This is a genomic window from Lysinibacillus sphaericus (assembly GCF_002982115.1).
Lineage (GTDB): Bacteria > Bacillota > Bacilli > Bacillales_A > Planococcaceae > Lysinibacillus > Lysinibacillus sphaericus.
The window spans coordinates 1,819,656-1,842,953 of the sequence record NZ_CP019980.1 but is presented as its reverse complement, the minus strand read 5'-3'; the positions used below and the strand labels follow the sequence as shown (position 1 = coordinate 1,842,953).

At 38.3% G+C, this 23,298-nt stretch carries 22 protein-coding genes; 1 reads left to right on the top strand and 21 read right to left on the bottom strand.

Annotated elements, in window-relative coordinates:
- Positions 1-155: 155 nt before the first annotated feature.
- From LS41612_RS09245 to LS41612_RS09230, 4 genes are all read right to left on the bottom strand, one after another.
- Positions 156-1,139, bottom strand: a complete 984-nt coding sequence (locus tag LS41612_RS09245; RefSeq protein ID WP_024361156.1) for an alpha-ketoacid dehydrogenase subunit beta — start codon at positions 1,137-1,139, stop codon at positions 156-158.
- Positions 1,139-2,155, bottom strand: a complete 1,017-nt coding sequence (locus LS41612_RS09240; RefSeq protein ID WP_024361157.1) for a thiamine pyrophosphate-dependent dehydrogenase E1 component subunit alpha — start codon at positions 2,153-2,155, stop codon at positions 1,139-1,141. The genes LS41612_RS09245 and LS41612_RS09240 overlap by 1 nt, the downstream gene beginning before the upstream one ends.
- Positions 2,156-2,281: 126 nt before the next feature.
- Positions 2,282-3,709 (bottom strand): dihydrolipoyl dehydrogenase, encoded by a 1,428-nt coding sequence (gene lpdA / locus LS41612_RS09235; protein WP_024361158.1) that lies wholly within the window; start codon positions 3,707-3,709, stop codon positions 2,282-2,284.
- A gap of 239 nt (positions 3,710-3,948) precedes the next feature.
- Complete coding sequence (locus LS41612_RS09230) at positions 3,949-5,043, bottom strand: Leu/Phe/Val dehydrogenase (RefSeq protein ID WP_024361159.1); 1,095 nt, start codon at positions 5,041-5,043, stop codon at positions 3,949-3,951.
- 309 nt (positions 5,044-5,352) lie between these two features.
- Between LS41612_RS09230 and LS41612_RS09225 the strand changes: the two genes are divergently transcribed.
- Complete coding sequence (locus LS41612_RS09225; protein ID WP_010859733.1) at positions 5,353-5,589, top strand: DUF2627 family protein; 237 nt, start codon at positions 5,353-5,355, stop codon at positions 5,587-5,589.
- A gap of 53 nt (positions 5,590-5,642) precedes the next feature.
- On the opposite strand, the gene LS41612_RS09220 is transcribed toward LS41612_RS09225, so the two are convergent.
- From LS41612_RS09220 to xseB, 17 genes are all read right to left on the bottom strand, one after another.
- Positions 5,643-6,371 carry a glycerophosphodiester phosphodiesterase gene (locus LS41612_RS09220; protein WP_024361160.1) on the bottom strand — a complete coding sequence of 243 codons (729 nt, stop codon included), beginning with the start codon at positions 6,369-6,371 and terminating at the stop codon, positions 5,643-5,645.
- The gene (locus LS41612_RS09215) at positions 6,364-7,935 is read right to left on the bottom strand and encodes a flagellar assembly protein A (RefSeq protein ID WP_024361161.1); all 1,572 of its coding nucleotides are present in this window, start codon (positions 7,933-7,935) and stop codon (positions 6,364-6,366) included. The genes LS41612_RS09220 and LS41612_RS09215 overlap by 8 nt, the downstream gene beginning before the upstream one ends.
- A 421-nt stretch (positions 7,936-8,356) precedes the next feature.
- Positions 8,357-8,557 carry a hypothetical protein gene (locus LS41612_RS09210; RefSeq protein WP_024361162.1) on the bottom strand — a complete coding sequence of 67 codons (201 nt, stop codon included), beginning with the start codon at positions 8,555-8,557 and terminating at the stop codon, positions 8,357-8,359.
- A gap of 82 nt (positions 8,558-8,639) precedes the next feature.
- Entirely contained in the window at positions 8,640-9,017 is a 378-nt protein-coding gene (locus tag LS41612_RS09205; RefSeq protein ID WP_024361163.1) for a PH domain-containing protein, read from the bottom strand.
- A 149-nt stretch (positions 9,018-9,166) separates the two neighbouring features.
- On the bottom strand, positions 9,167-9,805 hold the full coding sequence (locus LS41612_RS09200; protein WP_024361164.1) for an NAD(P)-dependent oxidoreductase: 639 nt from the start codon (positions 9,803-9,805) through the stop codon (positions 9,167-9,169).
- 318 nt (positions 9,806-10,123) lie between these two features.
- Positions 10,124-11,476: an ABC transporter substrate-binding protein gene (locus LS41612_RS09195; protein ID WP_024361165.1), complete on the bottom strand. Its 1,353-nt coding sequence runs from the start codon at positions 11,474-11,476 to the stop codon at positions 10,124-10,126.
- 36 nt (positions 11,477-11,512) lie between these two features.
- Positions 11,513-12,328, bottom strand: a complete 816-nt coding sequence (locus LS41612_RS09190; RefSeq protein WP_024361166.1) for a carbohydrate ABC transporter permease — start codon at positions 12,326-12,328, stop codon at positions 11,513-11,515.
- On the bottom strand, positions 12,325-13,218 hold the full coding sequence (locus LS41612_RS09185) for a carbohydrate ABC transporter permease (RefSeq protein WP_029747084.1): 894 nt from the start codon (positions 13,216-13,218) through the stop codon (positions 12,325-12,327). Before LS41612_RS09185 ends, LS41612_RS09190 begins: the two co-directional genes overlap by 4 nt.
- Positions 13,219-13,259: 41 nt before the next feature.
- Entirely contained in the window at positions 13,260-14,384 is a 1,125-nt protein-coding gene (locus LS41612_RS09180) for an ABC transporter ATP-binding protein (protein ID WP_024361168.1), read from the bottom strand.
- Positions 14,385-14,711: 327 nt separating this feature from the next.
- The gene (gene spo0A, locus LS41612_RS09175; protein WP_024361169.1) at positions 14,712-15,503 is read right to left on the bottom strand and encodes a sporulation transcription factor Spo0A; all 792 of its coding nucleotides are present in this window, start codon (positions 15,501-15,503) and stop codon (positions 14,712-14,714) included.
- Between the two features lie 355 nt (positions 15,504-15,858).
- Positions 15,859-16,806 carry a SpoIVB peptidase S55 domain-containing protein gene (locus LS41612_RS09170; RefSeq protein WP_024361170.1) on the bottom strand — a complete coding sequence of 316 codons (948 nt, stop codon included), beginning with the start codon at positions 16,804-16,806 and terminating at the stop codon, positions 15,859-15,861.
- Between the two features lie 127 nt (positions 16,807-16,933).
- Positions 16,934-18,625 (bottom strand): DNA repair protein RecN, encoded by a 1,692-nt coding sequence (gene recN, locus LS41612_RS09165; protein ID WP_024361171.1) that lies wholly within the window; start codon positions 18,623-18,625, stop codon positions 16,934-16,936.
- Positions 18,626-18,743: 118 nt separating this feature from the next.
- Entirely contained in the window at positions 18,744-19,193 is a 450-nt protein-coding gene (gene ahrC, locus LS41612_RS09160; protein ID WP_024361172.1) for a transcriptional regulator AhrC/ArgR, read from the bottom strand.
- A gap of 101 nt (positions 19,194-19,294) precedes the next feature.
- Positions 19,295-20,113, bottom strand: coding sequence for a TlyA family RNA methyltransferase (locus tag LS41612_RS09155; protein WP_024361173.1), 819 nt, complete (start codon positions 20,111-20,113; stop codon positions 19,295-19,297).
- The gene (gene dxs / locus LS41612_RS09150) at positions 20,113-22,014 is read right to left on the bottom strand and encodes a 1-deoxy-D-xylulose-5-phosphate synthase (protein WP_024361174.1); all 1,902 of its coding nucleotides are present in this window, start codon (positions 22,012-22,014) and stop codon (positions 20,113-20,115) included. The genes LS41612_RS09155 and dxs overlap by 1 nt, the downstream gene beginning before the upstream one ends.
- 163 nt (positions 22,015-22,177) lie before the next feature.
- Positions 22,178-23,059, bottom strand: a complete 882-nt coding sequence (locus LS41612_RS09145; protein ID WP_024361175.1) for a polyprenyl synthetase family protein — start codon at positions 23,057-23,059, stop codon at positions 22,178-22,180.
- 5 nt (positions 23,060-23,064) lie between these two features.
- Positions 23,065-23,298: an exodeoxyribonuclease VII small subunit gene (gene xseB, locus LS41612_RS09140; RefSeq protein ID WP_024361176.1), complete on the bottom strand. Its 234-nt coding sequence runs from the start codon at positions 23,296-23,298 to the stop codon at positions 23,065-23,067.

The following is a 23,298-nucleotide window of genomic DNA, read 5'->3' as shown; positions in this document are numbered from 1 at the left end:
CCCATCTAGTCAACCCGAATTTTGAATTGTCCATGTACGGCATACCATTGCAAAATTCGAGATAACTATTATGAGAAGCTTCAACTTTTTTTCGCAAGCCTTTAAGCCTACTCAAAAGAGACTACTAATTAGATATGCATCTCCTGAGGAGATTTTTAGAATGCAGCTAAATCTCTCAATGCCCGCTCTACTTTTTCAGGATTTATCATGAAAAACTTTTCCATTGTAGGCGCATATGGCATTGCAGGTACATCTGGTCCAGCTAAACGTTGAATAGGCGCATCAAGGTCAAATAAGCAATGTTCTGCGATAATGGCCGCAACCTCACTTATAATACTGCCTTCCTTGTTATCTTCTGTTACAAGCAATACTTTTCCTGTTTTACTTGCCGCTTCAATAATAGCTTCTTTATCTAACGGATACACTGTACGTAAATCTAAAATATGGACAGAGATGCCATCTGCCGCTAAACGCTCGGCTGCCTGTAAAGCGAAATGAACGGCTAGACCATACGTAATGACCGTAACGTCTTCCCCTTCTCGCTTCACATCTGCCTTGCCGATTGGTAATGTATAATCGTCTAATGGGACTTCCCCTTTGATTAGGCGATACGCACGCTTATGTTCAAAGAATAATACCGGGTCTTCATCACGAATTGCTGCCTTTAACAAGCCTTTCGCATCATACGGAGTGGAAGGAATAACAATTTTCAAACCGGGTGTTCCAGCAAAAAGTGCTTCTACCGATTGTGAATGATAAAGCGCTCCGTGAATCCCACCACCAAAAGGAGCACGGACTACTATAGGACAAGTCCAGTCATTATTGGAGCGATAACGGATTTTCGCAGCTTCCGATACAATTTGGTTCACAGCAGGCATTATAAAGTCTGCAAACTGCATTTCAGCAATTGGACGCATGCCGTACATTGCCGCGCCAATACCAACTCCTGCAATCGCACTTTCCGCAAGCGGTGTATCTAACACACGATACTCCCCAAACTGCTCATAAAGACCCGTAGTTGCTTTGAAAACGCCACCTTTACGACCAACGTCCTCTCCTAAAATGAAAACTCGTTCATCTCGTTCCATTTCTTCCTTCATCGCTAATGTAATCGCATCAATATAAGACATTACTGCCATTACACGTCACCTCCGTCCACTGGTGCATATACGTACTTCAAGGCTTCCTCTGGTTTAGCGTAAGGAGCTGCCTCTGCATAGTCCGTCGCTTCATTTACTTCGGCCATCACACGCTCTTCTATTTCAGTACGAAGAGATTCCGTCATAATGCCAGCATCTTGTAAATACTTCTCAAACAATACAATCGGATCCTTCGCTTTGCCTTCCGCGATATCTTCTGCTGTACGGTATTGACGATCATCATCATCCGAAGAGTGTGCAGTTAAACGGAATGTCACCGTTTCTATTAAACTTGGCCCTTCACCGCTACGAGCGCGTTCTGCCGCCTCTTTGACAACCTTATAAACTTGCAGTGGACATTTGCCGTCTACTGTTACGCCTGGCATGCCATAGCCAATACCACGATCGGATACTTTTGCACAACCTAACTGACGTTCCACTGGTACTGAAATAGCATATTGATTGTTTTCTACCATTATAATGACTGGTAGTTTATGCACACCGGCAAAATTTGCCCCTTCATGGAAATCACCTTGGTTGGAAGAACCTTCTCCTAACGTAACAAAGGCGATGAAATCCTCCTTTTGCAAGCGCCCCGCAAGCGCCACCCCAACAGCATGCGGTACTTGTGTTGTTACGGGTGAAGAACCAGTCAAAATGCGGTTTTTCTTTTGCCCAAAATGCCCGGGCATTTGGCGGCCGCCAGAGTTTGGATCTTCAGCCTTTGCAAATGCTGATAACATCAGCTCTTTTGGCGTCATACCAAAATGTAAAACTACACCCATATCTCGATAATACGGTGCAATATAATCTTTATTTTTATCTAGCGCAAATGCTGCTCCAACTTGTGCAGCCTCCTGTCCCTGACAAGAAATTACAAATGGAATTTTACCTGAACGGTTTAATAACCACATGCGCTCATCTAATCTTCTTGCCATTAACATCGTTTCGAACATAGCAAGGACTTCTTCATTCGTTAACCCTAAATCTTCATGTTTCAGTTGAACGTCTTGCATATGAACACCCCTTTCGCATTAGAAAACGTGCTAAAGTGCCTGTATTTTGCGCACAAGCTCCTTTAGTATCACAATTTATGTCGGTCTTTTTATTTGTTACAATTCGGCGTAATGTCTATAAACGCATTAAAAATGAATAGCTCGCTTATCGACAGCTAAAGCTGACTCCACTAATACTTCATTTAATGATGGATGTGGATGGATTGCTTGACTAATTTCCCAAGGAGTTGCATCTAATAATTTCGCTAATGAAGCTTCTCCTATTAAATCCGTCACATGCGGCCCTACCATATGAATACCCAAAATATCGTCCGTTTTTTCATCGGCTATTATTTTAACAAAACCATCTGATTCTCCATTAACTAGCGCCTTACCTATTGCTTTAAAAGGAAATTTACCAATCTTTAATACATGACCATTTTCGCGAGCAGCACTTTCCGTTAAACCGATACTAGCCACTTCTGGGAAGGAATACACACATTTCGGTACTTGCAAAACATCTAACGGCGCTACTTTTCCTGTCGCAATATGTTCAATAGCGGACAAGCCTTCATGTGAGGCAACGTGCGCCAATTGTAAACCACCGATTACATCTCCAATGGCATACATATGTGATTCCTTTGTTTGATAAGAATCGCGTACTTGAATAAAGCCGTTGTCGATTTCAATATCGGTATTTTCTAAACCAATGCCATGTATATTTGCTTCACGTCCAACACAAAGCAATAATTTCTCTGCTTCAAATTGTTCCTCATTATCCTGAAGCTTCGCCGAAATGAAAACGTTATCATTTTCTATTTTAAAGCTATCTGTATTTAACCGAGCATTCGTCACAATGCGCACACCACGATTTTCAAGCTGTTTTGTCACTTCTTTTACAATATCCGCATCCTCAGCTGGTAAAATCGTAGGACCGTATTCAATTACAGTTACAGCTACTCCAAAATCACAAAGCATAGATGCCCACTCGATGCCGATTACACCACCACCAACAATCAATAATGAAGTCGGTAATTCTTCCATTTGCAATGCATGGTCAGAATTCATGACATACTTCCCATCAACCGTTAATCCTGCCATTCCTCGTGGCTTCGATCCTGTTGCAATGACAACATTGGTAGGAACAAGCATTTCATTTTCCTCACCATTGCGCATCTCTACTGATATAGTACCTGGCATTGGTGAAAAAATAGATGGTCCTAAAATTCGACCTGTTCCTTCATAAACATCAATTTTGCCTTTTTTCATCAGTGTATTCACACCTTGGCTTAATTGCTCTACTATTGCTTGTTTGCGCGCTTGCACCTTATTGAATTGCAAGGTAACACCTGTAATGTCTACGCCAAATTCACTCGCGGTTTTATTGGCCATACGATATACTTCAGCACTTCGAAGTAATGCTTTACTCGGAATACAGCCTTTATGTAGACAAGTACCACCAAGTCGTTCACGTTCCACAATAGCTGTTTTTAAGCCTAATTGTGCCGCACGAATTGCTGCAACGTAGCCACCTGTCCCTCCCCCTAAAATAACAACATCATAATTTTGAGCCATATGTTATTCCTCCTTATGAGAAAAGTGCTAAAGCCTCTCTCTCCTAACTGGCGTCATAGTGCAATCCATCGAGGAAAAGCGCTGTATCGCCACAGGCAACAATCTCTATCTTAAAGACATTGCAATGAAAGGTGTACGTCATTTATTGTAATGACGAATCTATTAGCCTAGACATTTATTTACTACTATTTAAACAGAAGAAGTCGACAATGCGACTTCTCTTTAGCGAATAGACGTTGTTAACGGCCGTTCAAAATATTTTTTTCATTTTTTAAGAACTGACTACGCGATTTCGCTACACGAGCAATACGTTCTTCTGCCAAACGATTTGCCGCAACATATGTTGGAATACTATCACGTTTGGAAATTTCAAAGATTTTTTCAATACTATCGTAAATACCATCTACACGTTTCAACGCTCGTTCACGATTATAGCCATATAATTCGTCCGCGACATTTATTACACCACCTGCATTAATGACATAGTCAGGTGCATAAACAATGCCTAGCTCGTGTAAATAATCTCCATGTCGTGAATCTTGTAGTTGGTTATTAGCAGAACCAGCAATAACTTTTGCTTTTAATTGCGGAATCGTTTCGTCATTTAAAATTGCGCCAAGTGCACACGGTGAGAAAATATCGACTTCTTGTGAATAGATTTCATCAGGTGCAACTGCTGTAGCGCCAAAATCATTGACAACACGATCAATAGCCGCTTGGTTAATATCTGTTACTACAAGTTTTGCACCTTCATTATGTAAATACTCGCAAAGCTTGTAAGCTACGTTTCCTAGCCCTTGTACCGATATAGTACGACCTTCTAGCATATCCGTACCAAATGCTTCTTTCGCCGCTGCTTTCATGCCACGATAAACGCCATAAGCAGTTACTGGTGAAGGATTACCCGATGAACCAAACGCTGGCGATATACCTGTAACGTAATTTGTTTCCTCATGGATTAAATCCATATCTGTTACGGTTGTACCAACATCTTCAGCGGTAATATAGCGACCGTTTAATCCTTGAATGAAACGACCTAAAGCACGGAACATTTCTTCGTTTTTATCTTTAAATGGGTCCCCAATAATGACCGTTTTTCCACCGCCAAGGTTTAAACCAGCAGCTGCATTTTTATATGTCATCCCGCGTGCTAATCTTAATGCATCCTCAATCGCATTTTCTTCTGTCGCGTAGGTCCACATACGAGCACCACCTAATGCTGGTCCAAGTGTTGTGTCATGGATAGCGATAATCGCTTTTAACCCAGATGCTTCGTCTTGGCAAAATACCAATTGTTCATAATCATACTTTTCCATATACTTGAAGATTTCCATGAAAACTCGCCCCTTTGCTTTGGAAAGTGCAACCCCTAATGCCCATCCCAATCAAATTTTAAAAAAATGATAAAACTGTTTTGCAATGGATAATATCGCTCCATTTAATTTTACAATACTGACAAATTCACAATTTCGCAACTATTATTACACTTTTCCTACTAAGTAAGAATTTTCTAAAAATTCAGTTACGATTACTAGTTTTTGAGCTTCTTCCTGCGCTTTTACGAGACGCCTTAGATTCATAGGCTTTCTTGACATTCCATTATCCACAGGTACAATTAAAGTTAGGTATGAGGAGGGACATGTATGGCTCGTTTTGCTGCGTTTATTGTCATGCTAATTCCAGGTCTAATGGCCGCAGGTGGCATTAAATTTATGCGTGATACATTATTCGGTAAGCTCATCTCACCTTTCCCATTTTTATGGCTACAATTTGTTGTTGGCATCATTTTCTTTGTTGTCGGCTTTGGCTTTTTCGCAGGCTTTTTATTACACCGCGATCGAAAAAAAGGAAAAGTGGCTCCGCGCTTCCAAAAAAAATAAAAATAGCTATCCAAATAGGCCACAGAACTTTGTGACTTACTGGATAGCTATTTTTATTGACGTAGCTGTACATGGATAACTTTATCCGGAAAATCAGTAATCCACCCTACTACGGATGTATGTGGATTCGTCAAAAACTTTTCACTGCCATCAATCGCATAAAAGCGACATGTCTTAGCACTAGCTACACATGCCTCTAAATAGCGGGGTTTATAATACTTTTTATGCATATGAACACAATCAATTGCCTTATAATCACTCAGCAAATCCCATTTTAATTTTTTTGTGGCGATTAGCGCTGTTTCATGCTGTGGCGCATGACGTTTCACAACCTCTAACAGCTCATAATGAAATGATGAAAAATGGCTACCTGCTGGTAATTTAAGCCCTTGAAGCAGTTGAACGAGCGCATCTTGATTGTCAAGAATGGTCGATTTTAATTCAATATTCAGTGGGAGTTGGTGTTTATTTGCCCATGCTAAAACCGCTTCAAATGTCGGAATTCTATACGATGAAAAAAACCTTCTCCACGGCTTCCCTAATTTAAAGCTCTGCAATTCCGCTATTGTGCAATCATTCACTAGCTTATTACTGCCTACTAATCTTGATAATTGCGGATCATGGTAAACAACGGGTATCCCTTCTTTTGATAGCTGAATATCTAACTCAATCCCATTGGCACCTAGCTCTAATGCTTTTTCAAACGCTTTGAAACTATTTTCTAGCGCATAAGCAGACGCCCCGCGATGCGCAAACACAGGGATGAATGATTCATTATACATTCAGCTCACCAAACTCCAGTAAAAATTTTCCGTTCGTCATTTTATTTAACAACGAGGACTTTTTGCCAATTTGAATATAGGTACCAGGATAGGCTTCCTTTGTAACAATAATTTCTTCTTTTCCAGCATGACGCATTTCATCCATCATTAACTTAATTTCACGATCTAGCGTCACCGCTTCTGCTTTTAACTTTGATAAGCTTTGCTTTGTTTCTTCAAAGGCAGCAATTTGCTGTGTAGACATTTGCTTAAGCAGCGGTAGTAAACTTGTAATCTTCGCTTCACGCTCTGAAATATCGGATTGCAATTGCTTTAACTGTGTTGCTTTGTCTTGCATCATTGCATAACTTTCCTGTTTATTGACACTTTCAATGATTAAATCAGTTCTCCGCTCTAGACGGTTTCCCGAAATGGCTGTAACAATTGTATTTTTGGCAACAGCACGCCCACCAATGATTTTTCCTCTGCGCTCATCGACAAAAATGGAATGGGCAGTAAGTTGTGATCCAAGTGAATAAAAACCGATATGAATACTATCATCTGCGACTAAAATAGCTTCATTGACATGCTTCACGAAAATATTGCCACCGGCTTCAACGAGTGTTGAACCCAAACCAAAAATACCACCTCGAATGTATACATCACCTTCGATTGATTTAATTAGTTTTGCGCCGCTTACCCCTTCCGCACCTTCAATGGAAATATCTCCTGTTGCAATAACAGTATAGCCAGTTGTAACGGTTCCCTTAATGCTTAAAGAGCCATTAAACTCTAAATTGCCCGTCTCAACGCCTACATCTCCATGAATTGGTAGATGGCGATTTACACCAATTGCACCTTTGACATCATCTAACACACCCGCTATTTTCGAACGAATGACGATTTTACCATCTTCTTCTACTTCATACGCTGATTTTTTGTCATATCGAATAGGAAAATCACGACCAGGTGCTGCCGCAATCATTTCACCGAGTACATTTTGACCATGCTTGCCCATCGTTGCAGGAATTTTCTCACCGAGCCAAGAGCCTTCTGAAATTTCTGAAATAAAATTCATGTCGTAGTAATCGGCTTTCCCATCTTCACGAATGACAGGTTTTCTTTCAGGTTTAGGTAAATATGTAATTTGTGCATCCGTACCTGCCACAGGTGACGTTCCTTGCGCAATTAAAAACGCTTTGCCAGGTTCAACCTTTGAAATATCAAAGTCTAAAATGCCATAAATAATGCCTTGATCCGCTAATGTTTCCAAAATTTGTTCCGTTAATTTTTCTTTATTCTTTTGAATATAATCAGCTGTTTCATATATAAATATAGAGGCAGACATTTTATCTCGAGCAATTTCAGCTTCAACATTTGGAAGCCAGCGTCCAATCTCAACAGGACTTGTGCTTTCTGTCGCTAGTACAGTTTTTAATATAGAAAAATTAGATAACTTTAGTCGTGGGTGACTACGTAAGACGCCATCAAATTCTTTTAATGGAAACCCAGCGCTGTATGTAAGCATAAATACCTTTCCGTTTTCTTCCGATATTTCGAAGTTATCATTTCGAACTAGAATCACGCTACCTCCTCCTTCCCTCTATATGTAAGTATATACAATCTATTTACATTTGTTTAGAGACAATTGTCACTACTCATAAAGAAAATACCCCTACTTTATCAGTAAGCTCTGTACACAGTGCAAACCTTTTTCCTCTAAAAAATAGACGATATATACTATAAAAAAACATGTTTTCCTTCGTTGCAAAAGTGGAAATGTTATTATTGCATAAAAACCCAGTAAATTTTTAGGTTATTTTTATGAACACTTTGAAAAAGAAATAGCTATATTCACATAAATCCTCATTTTAATTTTTTCGCATTAGGTCTTGTCTACTAAAAAACTTCTTAAAGTAGAACATTACTGCATAAAGTACCATTTTAACTTACTATTTATTTGCAAATTTACTTAAGTCTCCTACACAAAGACTCAGGGCTTTTAGTCATTTATTATCTGTAAATAAGTCACTGCTTAATCTATCTTGAAATGCTTCAATTCTGCTATCCGTGCATAATTGTTCACGCGTTAAATAGAAAACACTGATGCTTCCATTAACGCTCAGTCGCATCTCATATAACTGCTCATTAATTTGTGTTATTTCTAATGCGTTATGATGGTCAAGTTGAAAATTTACGCTTTTCATTTATAATCCCTCCGTCCCTATTATAGTCAAAAAGGCAAAAAAACGATTAACAGCTTTAACCCTGTTAACCGCCCATTGAATACTAACCTAACACATATTCTGCTAAAACACTCTGCACTTTATAAATGTTAGTCGATTTATTAAAATTTTTCTGTATTGGCAATTGGCTGCCTGAAACCCAAATTTTCAGCTCTGCATCCAAATCAAATGTGCCCGCCGTTTCCACTGAAAAATGCAAAATATTTTTGTAAGGAATTGAATGATATTCGGTTTTCTTGCCCGTTACCCCTTGTTTATCGATTAAAATTAACCGCTTATTCGTAAAAATAAACGTATCTCTAATAATTTTATACGCATTTTGAATGGTCTCATTCGGTATTAAGATTTCTTTCATTTCTTCCTGCAATTTATCTAGATTGACTTCACTTGCATTGCCCATTAATCCATCAAATAACCCCATGTCTATTTCCCTCCAATTTTTCAAGCTTTATATAGTATATCTTACATTTTGTAACAATAATACCATTCATAGTTCATTAATGATAGGATACAATCCATCATTAATTTGCCACTGTACTTTGCAGAATAAATAAACTGGGGGAATTTAAATTAATTTGCAATAAACGGTGCTTTATGTACATAGTTTAAATTGTCGATTTGATGAATGATAAAAGTCGCAATATCTTGATTAGTTATTTTTGTGCCAGGCATATCCGTTAAATGTTCTTTCAAATTTCCTCTTTCTGCGCCATCTACTATAAATGGTAGTCTAATTAACGTCCATTGAATATGTGGATGATTGGTCAAAATATCCCATTCTTTCTTCTTGTCTCCCATCATATTAGAGTACATTATTTCAAACAACGCTGCCCCTATTCTGTTTAACATACTTTTGTGATCGCCTGATATTGTTAGAGAGCCACCTGTTACACCAATGTAACGATCAATATGTAATGCAGTCATTACATCGAGTATATTTTTAGTGATACTGCTATACATCGCCTTCTCTTTAATTGGTTGACCAAAGGTATTTATAACTACTTGACAATCTTTTAGTAGCTTACGAATATCTTCTACATTTTTTACATTCCCTTTGACGATTTCAATCCTACTGTCCTTGTCTATTACTTTTTCTGGATTTCGAACTAACATGCGGACTTGATATCCTTTCGCTACCGCTTTAGAAGCAATATAACGCCCTACTTTCCCCGTTCCACCAATAAGAGCCACCTTGTAAGCATTAACCATAAAATCCCTCCAAAACTCATGATACTAGGTATACGGTCAAACGTCTGTTTAGATTCAAATTTCCTGTTCTTCAACTTCTATGCCGTATTACTTCAATGGCTCGCTGCCCTATCATTTTTTATCTAACGACGAAAGTATTATAAAATTTTCGGTATATAAAAGACGCCTCTTTAAACAGTACATGTAAACTGTCTAAAAAGGCGTTATGTTTTTCACTGTGAAGCGCCATGACCAACCTAAACAGAAACAATAATCCGGTCGTATGCTCTCGCGCTATGAATGTATTACAAGCAATGTTTACAATTATTGATATATGAATTATTCGCCTCTTGCAGCATTGGCCTGTTTGATGGCAGCATTAAATTGCTCAACAGCAGAACGATGTGCTTGATTCACATCACCGCCATTATAAATCGTTTCAAGAGCCGTTTCTATAATTTTACGACCTTCTGGAAGCATATCCATTAACGCGCCTTGTGTTGCATAAGATTCTTTTGTATCTTGTAGCTGATTTACTGTAACTTGTAATTGGGGTTTTTTAGCCCAAGCATCTTTCACGATTTGTTCTTCATATGCAGACGGATTAATGGCAAAGTATCCTGTTTCTACATGCCACTCTGCTTGCACTTTTGGAGTTTGTAAATATTTCATAAATTCCCAAGCTGCTTTTTGCTCAGCGTCTGATTTACCAGCAGTCATCCAGAGACTAGCTCCCCCAATAACAACGCCTTGACGAACTTTATTTGCTGGATAAGGCAAATAAGCAATACCTACTTCAAATGAAGCATTGTCAATAATATCCCCTGAACTAGCAGAAGATTGTAAAAACATCGAGACATCCCCTGCCAAAAATCCAGCCATCATGTTATCATAATTTGTACCATAATTAGCAAATGTACCATCATCAACCATATTCTTTACCCAGTTGAGGATTGATTTGCCCTCTTCTTCCGACCAACCGATTTCCGTAGGCGTCTCTTTTCGTCCATTGTCATTATTTAATAATAACGCGCCTTGGTTGGCTAATAATTGCTCCCATAACCAACCGTATGCTTGTAATGCAAAACCTTTCATTTTTGGATTAGATTCAACGATTGCTTTACTTGCTTCTGCTACTTCCTCAAACGTTTTTGGTGGCGCATCTGGATTTAGTCCTGCCGCTTTAAATGCATCTTTATTGTAATACATAACTGGAGTGGAAGAATTAAAGGGCATCGAATAGAACTTCCCATCTAACGAATAATACTTTGTAATATTTTCTTCTAATTCACTCATATCATATCCGTCTGCATCAATTAACTCTTGAATAGGAAGAATTTGTCCACTGTTAATCATCGCCTTTGTGCCTATTTCAAATGTCTGAATTACTGTCGGTGCACTATCTGAACCAGCAACTGCGTTAAACTTTGTTAACGATTCATCATAAGTACCTTGGTAGAGCGCTTTAACATGAATTTTATCTTGTGATTTATTAAAATCTCCTACAATTTTATTTAACGAATCTTGGGCAGCTCCACCCATCGAATGCCAAAACGTTACCTCTTGCATCCGTGTATTTTCAGTAGAACTAGGCTTGTCTCCTTCTTGCCCTTGTGTAGAATTACCTTCTGAACTACATGCTGACAACAATACAACAATTCCAAGTGTAAGAAATGCAAATAATTTTCTCATCTTATTTCTCCTTTTATTGGATTTAAATAAATTCGATTACTTCAATGCACCTTCCGTTATCCCTTTTTGAAGCTTCTTTTGTCCAAAGAACAATAAGATTAATGTTGGAATAATGACAATCACTGCGCCTGCCATGATAACACCCCATTCATTTACCTGCTCTTGGGTCTGTAATTGCTTCAAACCGATTTGTACAGTACGTACCTTGTCATTTGTTGTGGCTAAGAGTGGCCATAAGTACATGTTCCACGAGGATAAAAATCCATATATCCCGAATGTCACTAAACTAGACTTTGCAACTGGTAATACAACTGTTAGATAATATTTAACATCACCTATACCGGCAATTTGACTTGCCTCCCTTAATTCCTTAGGTATTTGTTTAAAGTTTTGTCTTAGCAAGAAGGTTCCAAAAGCTGTTGCAAAGAAAGGGATAGTCAACCCTGCATAAGAATCAATCCAATCTAAATCACGGATTAAATGAAAATTAGGAATAACCGAAACCTCAAAAGGAACCATTAAAGTTGCAATAAAAATATAGAATAATAAATCTCTCCCTTTGAACTCTAAAAAAACAAAGGCATAAGCTGCTAAACTTGATAACAGTAGTTGTCCCAGCATAATAACAATTGACACTAATAAACTATTTATTAAATAACTAAGTAAAGGTGTACGTTCAAATGCTCGACTATAATTATCAACGGTGAGTGCAGTCGGTATGCTACCGGTTAAAATATCTTGATTAGTCATCAAGCTCATTACAAATGCCAAAATCATAGGTCCTGCTAACAGTAAAGCTGAAAGGATGAGAATGACATAAAAAATGACTTTTTTGCTGGTAGACATTGTCATTGGTAATGTACCTTCCTTTCACCTAGCTTAAATTGTAATAATGTCATTAATAAGATTAAAATGAACAGCACAATGGCTTGTGCACTTGCTGAACCAAACCTATAATTTACAAAAGCCTCTCGATAAATCGAGTAAACAAGTAAATTCGTTTCATTTACTGGTCCGCCCTGTGTTAAGATATCAATTTGCCCAAACGATTGAAATGCATTAATAATTGTTACAGTAATTACAAAGAATAACGTGGGTGACAGCATTGGAATTGTTATTCTACGCAATTTATAGAAATAACCTGCTCCTTCAATCTCAGCACTTTCATATAAAGATGAATCAATCGATTGCAACCCACTAAATAAAATTAAAAAGGTAAAACCTATGTTCATCCAAATTGTTGTAGCAGAGACAGCAAGAAGTGCCCATTTTGGATCTGTTAGCCATCCAATGACTTCAAACCCAAAGACATCGAGTATTTGGTTAAATAACCCCATCGTCGGATTAAACAGATACAACCATAATACAGAAGCTGCGGCAACTGATACTCCCATAGTGGAGGAAAAAATCGTTCGAAAGAAGCCAATTCCTTTAAGTTTTTCATTGGCTATTACAGCAAGGAACAAACTAATAATGATGGTAGTGGGCACCGTATAGAAGACAAATAAAAACGTAGATTTCATGCTTTTCAAAAAAAGAGGTGAGGCGAACATATTCACATAGTTTTCGAGCCCAACAAATATAGTCGTATCACCGCTTGCTTTCGTTAAGAAAAAGCTTAAATAGATAGTCCGAAACAGAGGATAAAACAAGAAAACACTAAACAAAATAATAGAAGGTAATAAAAACAACATCCCTTTATAAAAATTGTTCATTCGGATTTTCTTTTTAACTTGCTCCATTTCTATAAGGTGGTTGTTATTTGTATTATTAGTAGTGTTCGTCATACGCATGTTGTTAAAACCTCTTGTACTCTACCTTGAGAAACTGAGTGAATTAAATTGCCAGTTACCGAATCAAAGAATAATAGATTTTCTGGCAATATTTGTACTGGCACTTTTTGTCCTATTTTGATGAACCATTGTCCAGACCACCTAGCCGTCCATAACTCAGCACCAACTTCAAATGCTATTGATGTTTCATTCCCTAATTGTTCTACATTCACCGCTTCCAAAAGATAGTTTGTGTTTTCAATTGTTCCTGGCAGTAGATGCTCAGCTCGAATGCCAATCGTAAACTGTCTATTTGGAGGTAGTTCCTCCCCAAATAAAGAACTTATGTCTAGATGAAGATGACCTTCAACTACTAATTGCTTGCCCTCTTCTGAAAGAATCGCTTTTCCCAAATTCATCTTTGGAGAACCGATAAAAGAAGCTACAAATAAATTAGCTGGTTCGTTATAAAGCGTAATTGGTTTTCCAACTTGTTGAATTTCCCCATCGTTTAAGACCATTATTCTGTCTCCCATTGTCATCGCTTCTACTTGGTCATGGGTAACATAAATCATTGTCATTCCTAACTTTTTTTGCAATCTACGAATTTCCACACGCATATTCGCACGCAACTTTGCATCCAAATTTGAAAGTGGTTCATCCATTAAACATAATGGTGATTGACTTACAATCGCTCGCGCTAGTGCTACACGTTGCCTTTGACCTCCGGATAACTCTCTTGGTTTACGTTCCAACAATTCAATTAATCCCATCATTTCCGCGGCTTCATATAATCTTCTTTGTCGCTCTTGTTTCTTCACTTTTTTTGCCTGTAAACCAAATAGAATGTTTTGTTCTACAGAAAGATGCGGATATAAGGCATAATTTTGGAAAACCATTGATAAATTCCGATCTTTTGGTGGAATATGATTTACAATTTTACCGTTCATTTTCAATATACCTTCAGAAATTTCCTCAAGACCTGCAATCATTCTAAGTAACGTACTCTTTCCAGACCCAGAAGGTCCAACAAGGACAAAGAACTCACCTTTGTTAATTGTTAAATTGATTTCATTCAATACAGCTTGCTTTTTTTGGTACGTCTTTGAAATCTTAACTAACTCAATATGGCTCATATCTAACCTCCTTATTTTTTCTCGCTATTATTTTAAAACATATATTTTTCAAAAAATAAGGATTTCCGCAGATTTATAACAAAAAATTAACATTATTTATAAAGCCTTAATATTTTTAAAAATCTGTCTGAAAACGTCTTTTTTGCATATGTATCGTTTTAATTACTTGTTTCTTGCCAAAATCTCGCAAAAAAAAAACACCTCCATAAATGGGATATCCCAGAAATGAATGTGTTTCATAGTTTAATGTAATGACTTGCATTAGCTACTTTATAAATTTTTAAAAAATCTCTCTAAATAAGTCCTGTAAGCTGTTATAACTGTTAATTAACTCGCCATCATATCAATACGAATCTTGTCCGCAATCATGGCGATAAATTCGCTATTTGTCGGTTTCGACTTTAAGTGGTGTACGGTGTAGCCAAACATCGACGAAATGGACTCGTAATTGCCACGATTCCATGCGACTTCAATGGCATGACGAATTGCACGTTCTACACGTGACGGTGTTGTATTGAATTTCTTTGCTATTTCTGGATAAAGAATTTTAGTCACAGACCCTAATAACTCGATATCTTCAAACACCATTTGTATCGCTTCCCGTAAATACGAGTAACCTTTAATATGAGCAGGTACGCCAATTTCTTTAATAATCGCTGTAATGGTGCTATCAAGCTGATGCTGATTTAATTTTTGAGGAGTTGTCGGCTGTAATACACTCGCCTTTTTCGGTATAGAAGCCTTTTGGCCAGCACAATGTAATATTTTTTGGACAAGCTGGTCGAATTCAAATGGTTTTAGCATAAAGTACGATGCTCCTAAATCCACTGCCTGTTTCATTACATCTTCTTGACCAAATGCTGTGAGCATAATGACTTGTATCGAAGACATACGATCATTTTGATACATCGCTTCCAATACTGCTAATCCATCTAGATGAGGCATAATTATATCCAGTAATAAAATATCAGGTGTGTATTCTTCAAGCATTTGAAGACATACTTTCCCATTCGAGGCCGTTGCAATTATTTCAATTTCGGGATGTCCTTGAAAATAATGCTCCATTGTTTTTAATAATTCTCGATTATCATCTGCTATCGCCACTTTTACCTTTGTCATTTCCATTCCTCCTTCTGGACTTTGCTTTGACTGTTCAAAGCATAAAACCGTTACCCCTAATGTCTTTTTGACACACTGTGGAATTTTCGACATTTTTGGGTTAAAAACCTTTTCAATTTCCAAAAATGAGTATGTAGTCCGATACTTTCTTTTTTTCTCGACAAGTTACGATACTTAACAGCAAATTGTCGAATACACTTATCACTTATTTTAGTGAAAAAATGCTGATAAAACTACACTTTTTTTTAAGTATCGCTAAAGTGTTCACAAAAACCATGAAATACTTGGGGAAAGAGCTAAAATATACTATTTTACCCATGAAAGAACGGAGCTACCAGAAGCAGCTCCATCCAATTTATGAAGATTTTCTTAACATTTCTGCCACTGTAATAGCAGCCCCTTTTTTCGGCTCCTCAACAAACATATGTGTGACAGCACCAACGAAACGACCATCTTGTATGATGGGACTACCACTCATACCTTGTAAAATGCCACCTGTTTTTTCAATAAGCTTTTCGTCAGAAACGATAAATTCAAGCCGTTCATTTTCAACTTTTGTAATTTCAATGGAAAATGTTTCGACTTTACTTCCTTCAATAGCTGTATAAATTTCAGCCTTCCCCAATTTTATATCTTTTGCATGCATAATTTCGATGGCTTTGGGCAATCTTTGTTGATAGCTATCTTCCCATCGGCCAAAAATTCCATAAACCGTATTTTTATCAATACTCCCTAATCGTTCCTGATGTTTTTCAATGGAGGAAATTTTATAGCCGGGTTGACCAGGTAGGCTTTTACGGATTTGATGAATGGATGCTAAGAAAATGGAGCCTGCTCGGAAGACAGGTGCTTCTTGGAGAGTTGAGTCGACAATCTGGTGGCCTAATGCTCCGTAATTTAATGTCTCTGGATCAATGTATGTCAATGTCCCTACTCCATCTGTTTCATCCTTTAAAAAAGAGATGACATGTTCTGCTTCTTGCTTTTGTAAGTCAACTGTTAATGCTTTACCTTCACTTTTTATCGTCCATTTTTGTTGCCCATGGCGAGCAATGGCTTGCTTGGCATCAGCAAGTGTTTTTACCGTTGTATCATTTATTTTTTCGATAACGGCGCCTCCTTTCATCCACTGATTGGAAGCTAATAACACATCATGCGCAACAAAGACATGTGATAATTGAAGCTGAATTCCAATTGCTTCACCCATCGGTATTAATTTTTTGGCCGCAAAAGCCTGAATGGGCATAAATAACAAAACGATGAGCATAGGCAAAATGACAAATTGACGCCAACGACGATTCATACGACACCTCCTTTTGAATTTTGTCTTTATACTATGTGTTGTTGTGCGGTTCTTATAAGCGGTAAATATTTGTGCAAAATGAAAAAAACCCAGAAACATTGGATTGCCTCTGGATTTTCTTATTAATTTAGCGCATTTGTTTTTTTCGTTCGTTTGCCATCTTTAACAATTCTGTCGCATGCTGTAAAGTTAAATCGGTAATTTCTGCACCTGACATCATTCTGCTCACTTCTTCAATACGAGCATCTGTATCGATTTCTGCTAAAGAAGTAAATGTCCGATCATGTTCAACCTCTTTTTTAATGAAGTAATGATGGTCAGCCATCGCCGCCACTTGAGGTAAATGCGAAATACACAAAACTTGAGAATTAACAGAAATAGCTGCAATTTTTTCAGCGATTGCTTGCGCTACGCGACCGCTTACGCCAGTATCCACTTCGTCAAAAATAATGGATGTTACACCATTGGAAGAAGAAAAAATCGTTTTTAATGCTAACATCATACGCGACAATTCCCCACCTGAAGCAATTTTCGGTAAAGATTTCGGTGGTTCCCCGACATTCGTTGAAATATAAAAGATCACTTGGTCTTTACCATTGACATCAAAGTAAGGTAAAGCATCAAAATTTACAATAAATTTTGCTTTTTCCATATGTAATTCACGTAGCTCTGCCATAATAGCCTCGCTTAAATCATTGGCTGCTGCTTTTCGAACATGCGAAAGTTTTTCAGCAAATTCACTTAATACTACTTCCATTTCAAGTACTTTTCGTTCTTTTAATTGCAATATTTCATCACGATTCAAAAGCTCACTAAGCTCTGTTTTAATCTTCTCATAATAGGCGAGCATTTCTTCAACAGTGGAGCCGTATTTGCGCTTTAAGTTTTGGAAAAGTGCCAAGCGTTGCTCCACTTCATTTAATCGCGCAGGATCAAATTCTAACTCGTCTAATACATTTTTTACCTGATAGGCGGCATCCTGTAAAGCGTAAAAAGCAGTTGTTACCGACTCAGATGCCTCTTTAAACTGTTCATCGATGACCGCCGCATCATCTAATGCGCCCATCGCTGTACCGATCCAGTCAAGCCCTTTTGTCTCTCCCTGAATTGCTTCATAGGCAGCACTCGAGCGTTCGAAAATTTTATTAAAGTTCATTAGACGACGACGTTCATCTAACAGCTCATCTTCTTCACCAAGCTTTAAATTTGCATCTTCCAATTCTTTCATTTGGAATTGGTACAAATCAATGCGTTGCGCCATTAACTGCTCATCAATAGAAATGGTGGCTAATTCTTTTTTTAATGCCCGATATTCGTTATATTGAATACTATATTGTTCAAGAATCGGTGATAGTTGCTCTTCTGCAAATTGATCCAATAAATGAATATGTTGTTTTTCATCCATTAGTTCTTGATTTTCATGTTGGCCATGTATATCAATTAAACTTGCACCAATATCTCGTAAAACCGATAAAGGGACCAATTTGCCATTTACCCGACAAACACTTTTACCAGAGTCATTTAAATCGCGGCGTAAAATAATAGAATCTTCTTCTATTTCAATGCCTGCTTCCTCCAATTTCTTGTATACAGGATGTGCAGTGCTTGAAATTTGAAACAACCCGCCTAACTCTGCTTTTTTAGCACCATGACGAATAAATTCTGAATTGCCTCTACCACCAGCAAGTAAATGTACCGCATCAATAATAATGGATTTCCCAGCACCAGTTTCTCCTGTTAGTACAGTTAAACCATCCGAAAAACTAACCGTTAAATCCTCGATGATGGCAAAATTTCGAATACTAAGCTCTCTTAACACAAATTGTCACCTCTGAATTAAATTCAACTGCTATTATATCTCGTGCTATCAGATGCAAAATGACCGCTTTTTTTAAAACAGGCAAGCAACTGTTAACCTTTGGATTTTTGTTTCTTTCTTATAGCATGTCCAATAAGCGATTTTTTGTATTTTCTCGCTCGGCTTCATCGCGACAAATAATTAAAATAGTATCATCCCCTGAAATCGTACCTAAAATTTCAGGCCAATCTAAATGATCCAGTAATGACGCAATAGCATTTGCATTACCTGGGAGTGCTTTCATTACTAAGAAATGGGATGCTCCGTCAATGCTCACAAAAGCATCCGCTAATGCACGATGTAATTTTTGTACTGGATTGAATCGTTGGTCTGCGGGTAAGCTATATTTATAGCGTCCATCCTGCAAAGGTACTTTTACTAAGTGCAGTTCTTTAATATCACGTGAGACCGTTGCTTGTGTCACATTATAGCCTGCATCCTTTAAAAAATCGACTAAATCATCTTGTGTTTCAATTTCATGATTTGCAATAATATCACGAATCCGTATATGTCTTTGCCCTTTATTCATATCGTTCACCTCTTATAAATAGTTAAATATTTGTATAATTACACTACCATTTTCAGCATAAAAGCACAAGAAAAAACACGGCTCTACTTAATGAGCACGTGTTATTTTAGTGCACTATGCGCTTCTTCAACGAGTGCATTAAAAGCTGTATATGGTGGAATACTTTCATCCCCTATAGGATTCACTAAATGGAATAAAAATTCAATATTCCCCTCACCGCCAGTAATCGGCGAAAAAGAAGCATCCTTCACAACAAAGCCGACCTCCGTTGCCATAGCAGCGGTTTTTTCTAGAACATCGAGATGGACTTTTTTATCACGGACGATACCCTTTTTACCAACATTCTCTTTACCTGCTTCAAACTGTGGTTTAACAAGCGCCATGACATCCCCACCTGGCATTAAAACCGTTTTTAGTACCGGTAAAATCAATGATAGTGAAATAAAGCTCACATCGATTGTAGCAAACTCTGGTAAACCTTCCGTTAAATCTGCCGCTGTTGTATAGCGGAAATTCGTTTTTTCCATAACTGTTACACGTTCATCTGAACGAATTTTCCACGCAAGCTGATTGGAGCCAACATCTAAGGCATAACAATGTCGCGCACCATTTTGTAATGCACAATCTGTAAAACCACCTGTAGAGGAGCCGATATCAAGCATCAGCTTCCCCTCTACAGACATATCAAAAATTTGCAAAGCTTTTTCTAGTTTCAAGCCACCACGGCTCACATATTTTAAATCTGACCCTTTTACTTGCAGCGGTGCATCGATTGCAATTTTTTCTCCTGCTTTGTCGATGCGTATTTCATTAGAAAAGACAAGACCCGCCATAATGGACCGTTTTGCCTTCTCGCGCGTCTCACAGAGCCCACGCTCTACAAGTAAAATGTCTACACGTTCTTTCGGTTGTTTTGTCATTATTTGTTCAAACCTACTTGCTGTTTTTGTTGTAGTAACACTTGCATACGTGCTACTGTATCTTCTGCTGTCATATGGATTTCCGCTAGCAGTTGGTCTACGTTTCCATGCTCAATAAATTGATCTGGAATACCCATTCGATCAATGATTGCAGTGAAATAACTATGGTCGTGTGCAAATTCCAAGACGCCACTACCAAAGCCCCCCTGTAATACCGCTTCTTCAATCGTTAGCACTGGTTTATTGCTAGTAAATATACGATGCAGCATGTCCTCATCCATCGGCTTAATAAAGCGAGCATTCACCACTTCAATTTCTACGCCTTGTTGCGCGAGCATATGCGCTGCTTCCATTGCCATTGGAATAGTTGTGCCGAATGTTAATATCGTCGCATCTTTCCCCTCACGTAGCACTTCCCAACTACCTATTGGTAAAGCCATAAGCTCCTCATCGAGTGGGACGCCTATCCCATTTCCACGTGGATAACGAAGGGCAATCGGTCCGCCGTTATAATCAATGGCTGTTTTCACCATATGTTGACCTTCATTCTCATCCTTTGGCATCATAATCGTCATATTGGGAATATGTCGAAGGAATGCTATATCAAAGACGCCTTGGTGTGTTTCACCATCTGCACCAACTAAGCCAGCACGATCAATCCCAATGAAAACGTTTAAATTTGGACGCGCAATATCATGTAGAACTTGGTCATATGCACGCTGTAAAAACGTTGAATAAATCGCTAAAAACGGCTTCATTTTTTGAGTAGCAAGACCTGCAGCCATCGTTGCGGCATGTTGTTCAGCTATGCCGACATCAAAAAAGCGTTTAGGAAAGTCTTTTTGAATCCCTTGCAATTTTGAGCCAACAGGCATCGCTGGCGTAATCGTCACAATGCGTTCATCTTCATGTGCAATTTTACGAACAGTTTCAGCGATTAAACTACTCCACGCAGGACCTTTTGTTTCAGATTTAACAAAGGCACCTGTCTCCATTTTATATGGCCCTGTCCCATGCCAATTCCCGATTGTATCGTCTTCTGCTGGTTTGTAGCCTTTTCCTTTTTTCGTAATGACATGCACAAGCACTGGGCCTTTTACTTTTTTAGCATAGGATAAAGTCGTTTCAAGCGCCTCAAAGTCGTGACCATCAATTGGCCCTAAATATTTAAAGCCTAATTCCTCAAAGAAGACACCAGAAACGACTAGATATTTCAAACTGTCTTTCAAGCGTTCAGCAGTTGAAGCTAGCTTCCCACCTAAAACCGGAATTTTATTAATTAACGATTCTAATTCTTCTTTGGCTTTTGAGTATTCTTTGGCAGTTCGTAAGCGACCTAATACGTTGTGTAATGCGCCAACATTCGGTGCTATGGACATTTCGTTGTCATTTAAGATGACAATCATATTAGTTTTTGCATGCCCTATATGATTTAATGCCTCAAGCGCCATACCGCCAGTTAAAGCTCCGTCCCCAATAATCGGTACGACGAAGTTTTTTTCGTTTTTAATATCACGTGCTGCTGCCATACCCATGGCTGCTGACAACGATGTCGAGCTATGACCCGTTTCCCATTCATCATGTTCACTCTCCACAAGCTTTGGAAAACCACAAAGCCCTTTGAACTGACGCAAAGTGTCAAATTGACTCGCACGACCTGTCAAAATTTTATGCACGTAAGCTTGGTGGCCAACATCCCATAAAAACTTATCTTTTGGACTGTCAAACATTTTATGAAGCATAATTGTCAGCTCCACAACACCCAGGTTCGGTCCGATATGACCACCTGTGACAGAACATTTTTCAATTAAGAAAGTTCGAATTTCTTTTGCAAGTTGTTCAAGCTCTCTCTTATCTAAGTTTTTTAAAAAGGATGGACTAGAAATCTTGTTTAAATCCACCTTTCTCACACACCTTTTCAATAAATTATTCACCGCAATCGTGTTTCCACCATTATAACAGTGTTATCCATATGCTAAAAGTACGAACACTTATTGTTTGCCTCTTGGCAAACGTCCTCACCTATTCTAGCATATTCTTTCCCTTTAACGCCCATTTTTTCTCTTAGTTTTTACGATGAACAATATAGGCCGCAAACTCACGCAGTAAGCTGACATCTACTTGTAAGTTATCCAGTGCTGCAATAGCTAGCTGATAATGGTCAGCAAGTTTTTCTTTGGCTCCAGCTAACGTTAGTAATGCAGGATATGTGCTTTTATCGCTCGCTACATCCTTCCCTGCTGTTTTGCCTAATTCCTCTGTTGTGCCTTCAATATCTAAAATGTCGTCTTGGATTTGGAATGCCAGCCCAATATGATGCGCATATTCTTTTAAAGTAGCACGGTCTTCTTGAGAAGCATTGGCTAATACTGCACCCGATTCAATACTAAATCGTAAAAGTGCACCTGTTTTATTGACATGTACATGTTCTAGTTCCGTTAGGCTTAGTTGACGTTGCTCACCTTCCATATCGAGCACTTGACCGCCAACCATCCCTTCAGCACCTGCTGCTACGCTTAGAAGATTGACAAGTTCTATTCGTTGCTCCGCTGAAAGATCCATGCGCGCTAAAATGCCAAACGCTAGCGTATTTAACGCATCGCCTGCAAGTGTTGCAAGGGCATCACCAAACACTTTATGGTTAGTTGGTTTGCCACGACGGAAATCATCGTTATCCATGCTCGGTAAATCATCGTGAATTAAAGAATACGTATGAATCATTTCAATAACAGCACCGACTGTAAGCCCTGCTTTTAGGTCTTTACCGTAGATTTCTAAAACTGCTAATACAAACAGTGGGCGAATACGTTTGCCTCCTGCCTTTAATGAATATAGCATCGACTCTTTTAAATGAGCTGGTGCGTCAATTTTCTCAACAAGTGCAAACATCTCAGCCTCCACTTGTGGTGTGTTGCTCTGAATAAAATGTTTTAATTGTTCGTTCATTTTAACTAGTTCTCTCCCTTTAGCGGATCAAATACTGTTGTTTCGCCTGTTTCTTGAACAATTGAAATTAACTGTTCCTCGGCATGCTGTAGTTTACTATGGCAAAACTGTGAAAGCTCCATGCCCTGCTTATATAAATCAATAGCATTTTCTAATGGCACATCACCCTGCTCTAATTGGCGGACTATTTCTTCAAGTGCCGTCATTGCTTCTGCGAATGTTTGTTGTTTCTTCGCCAT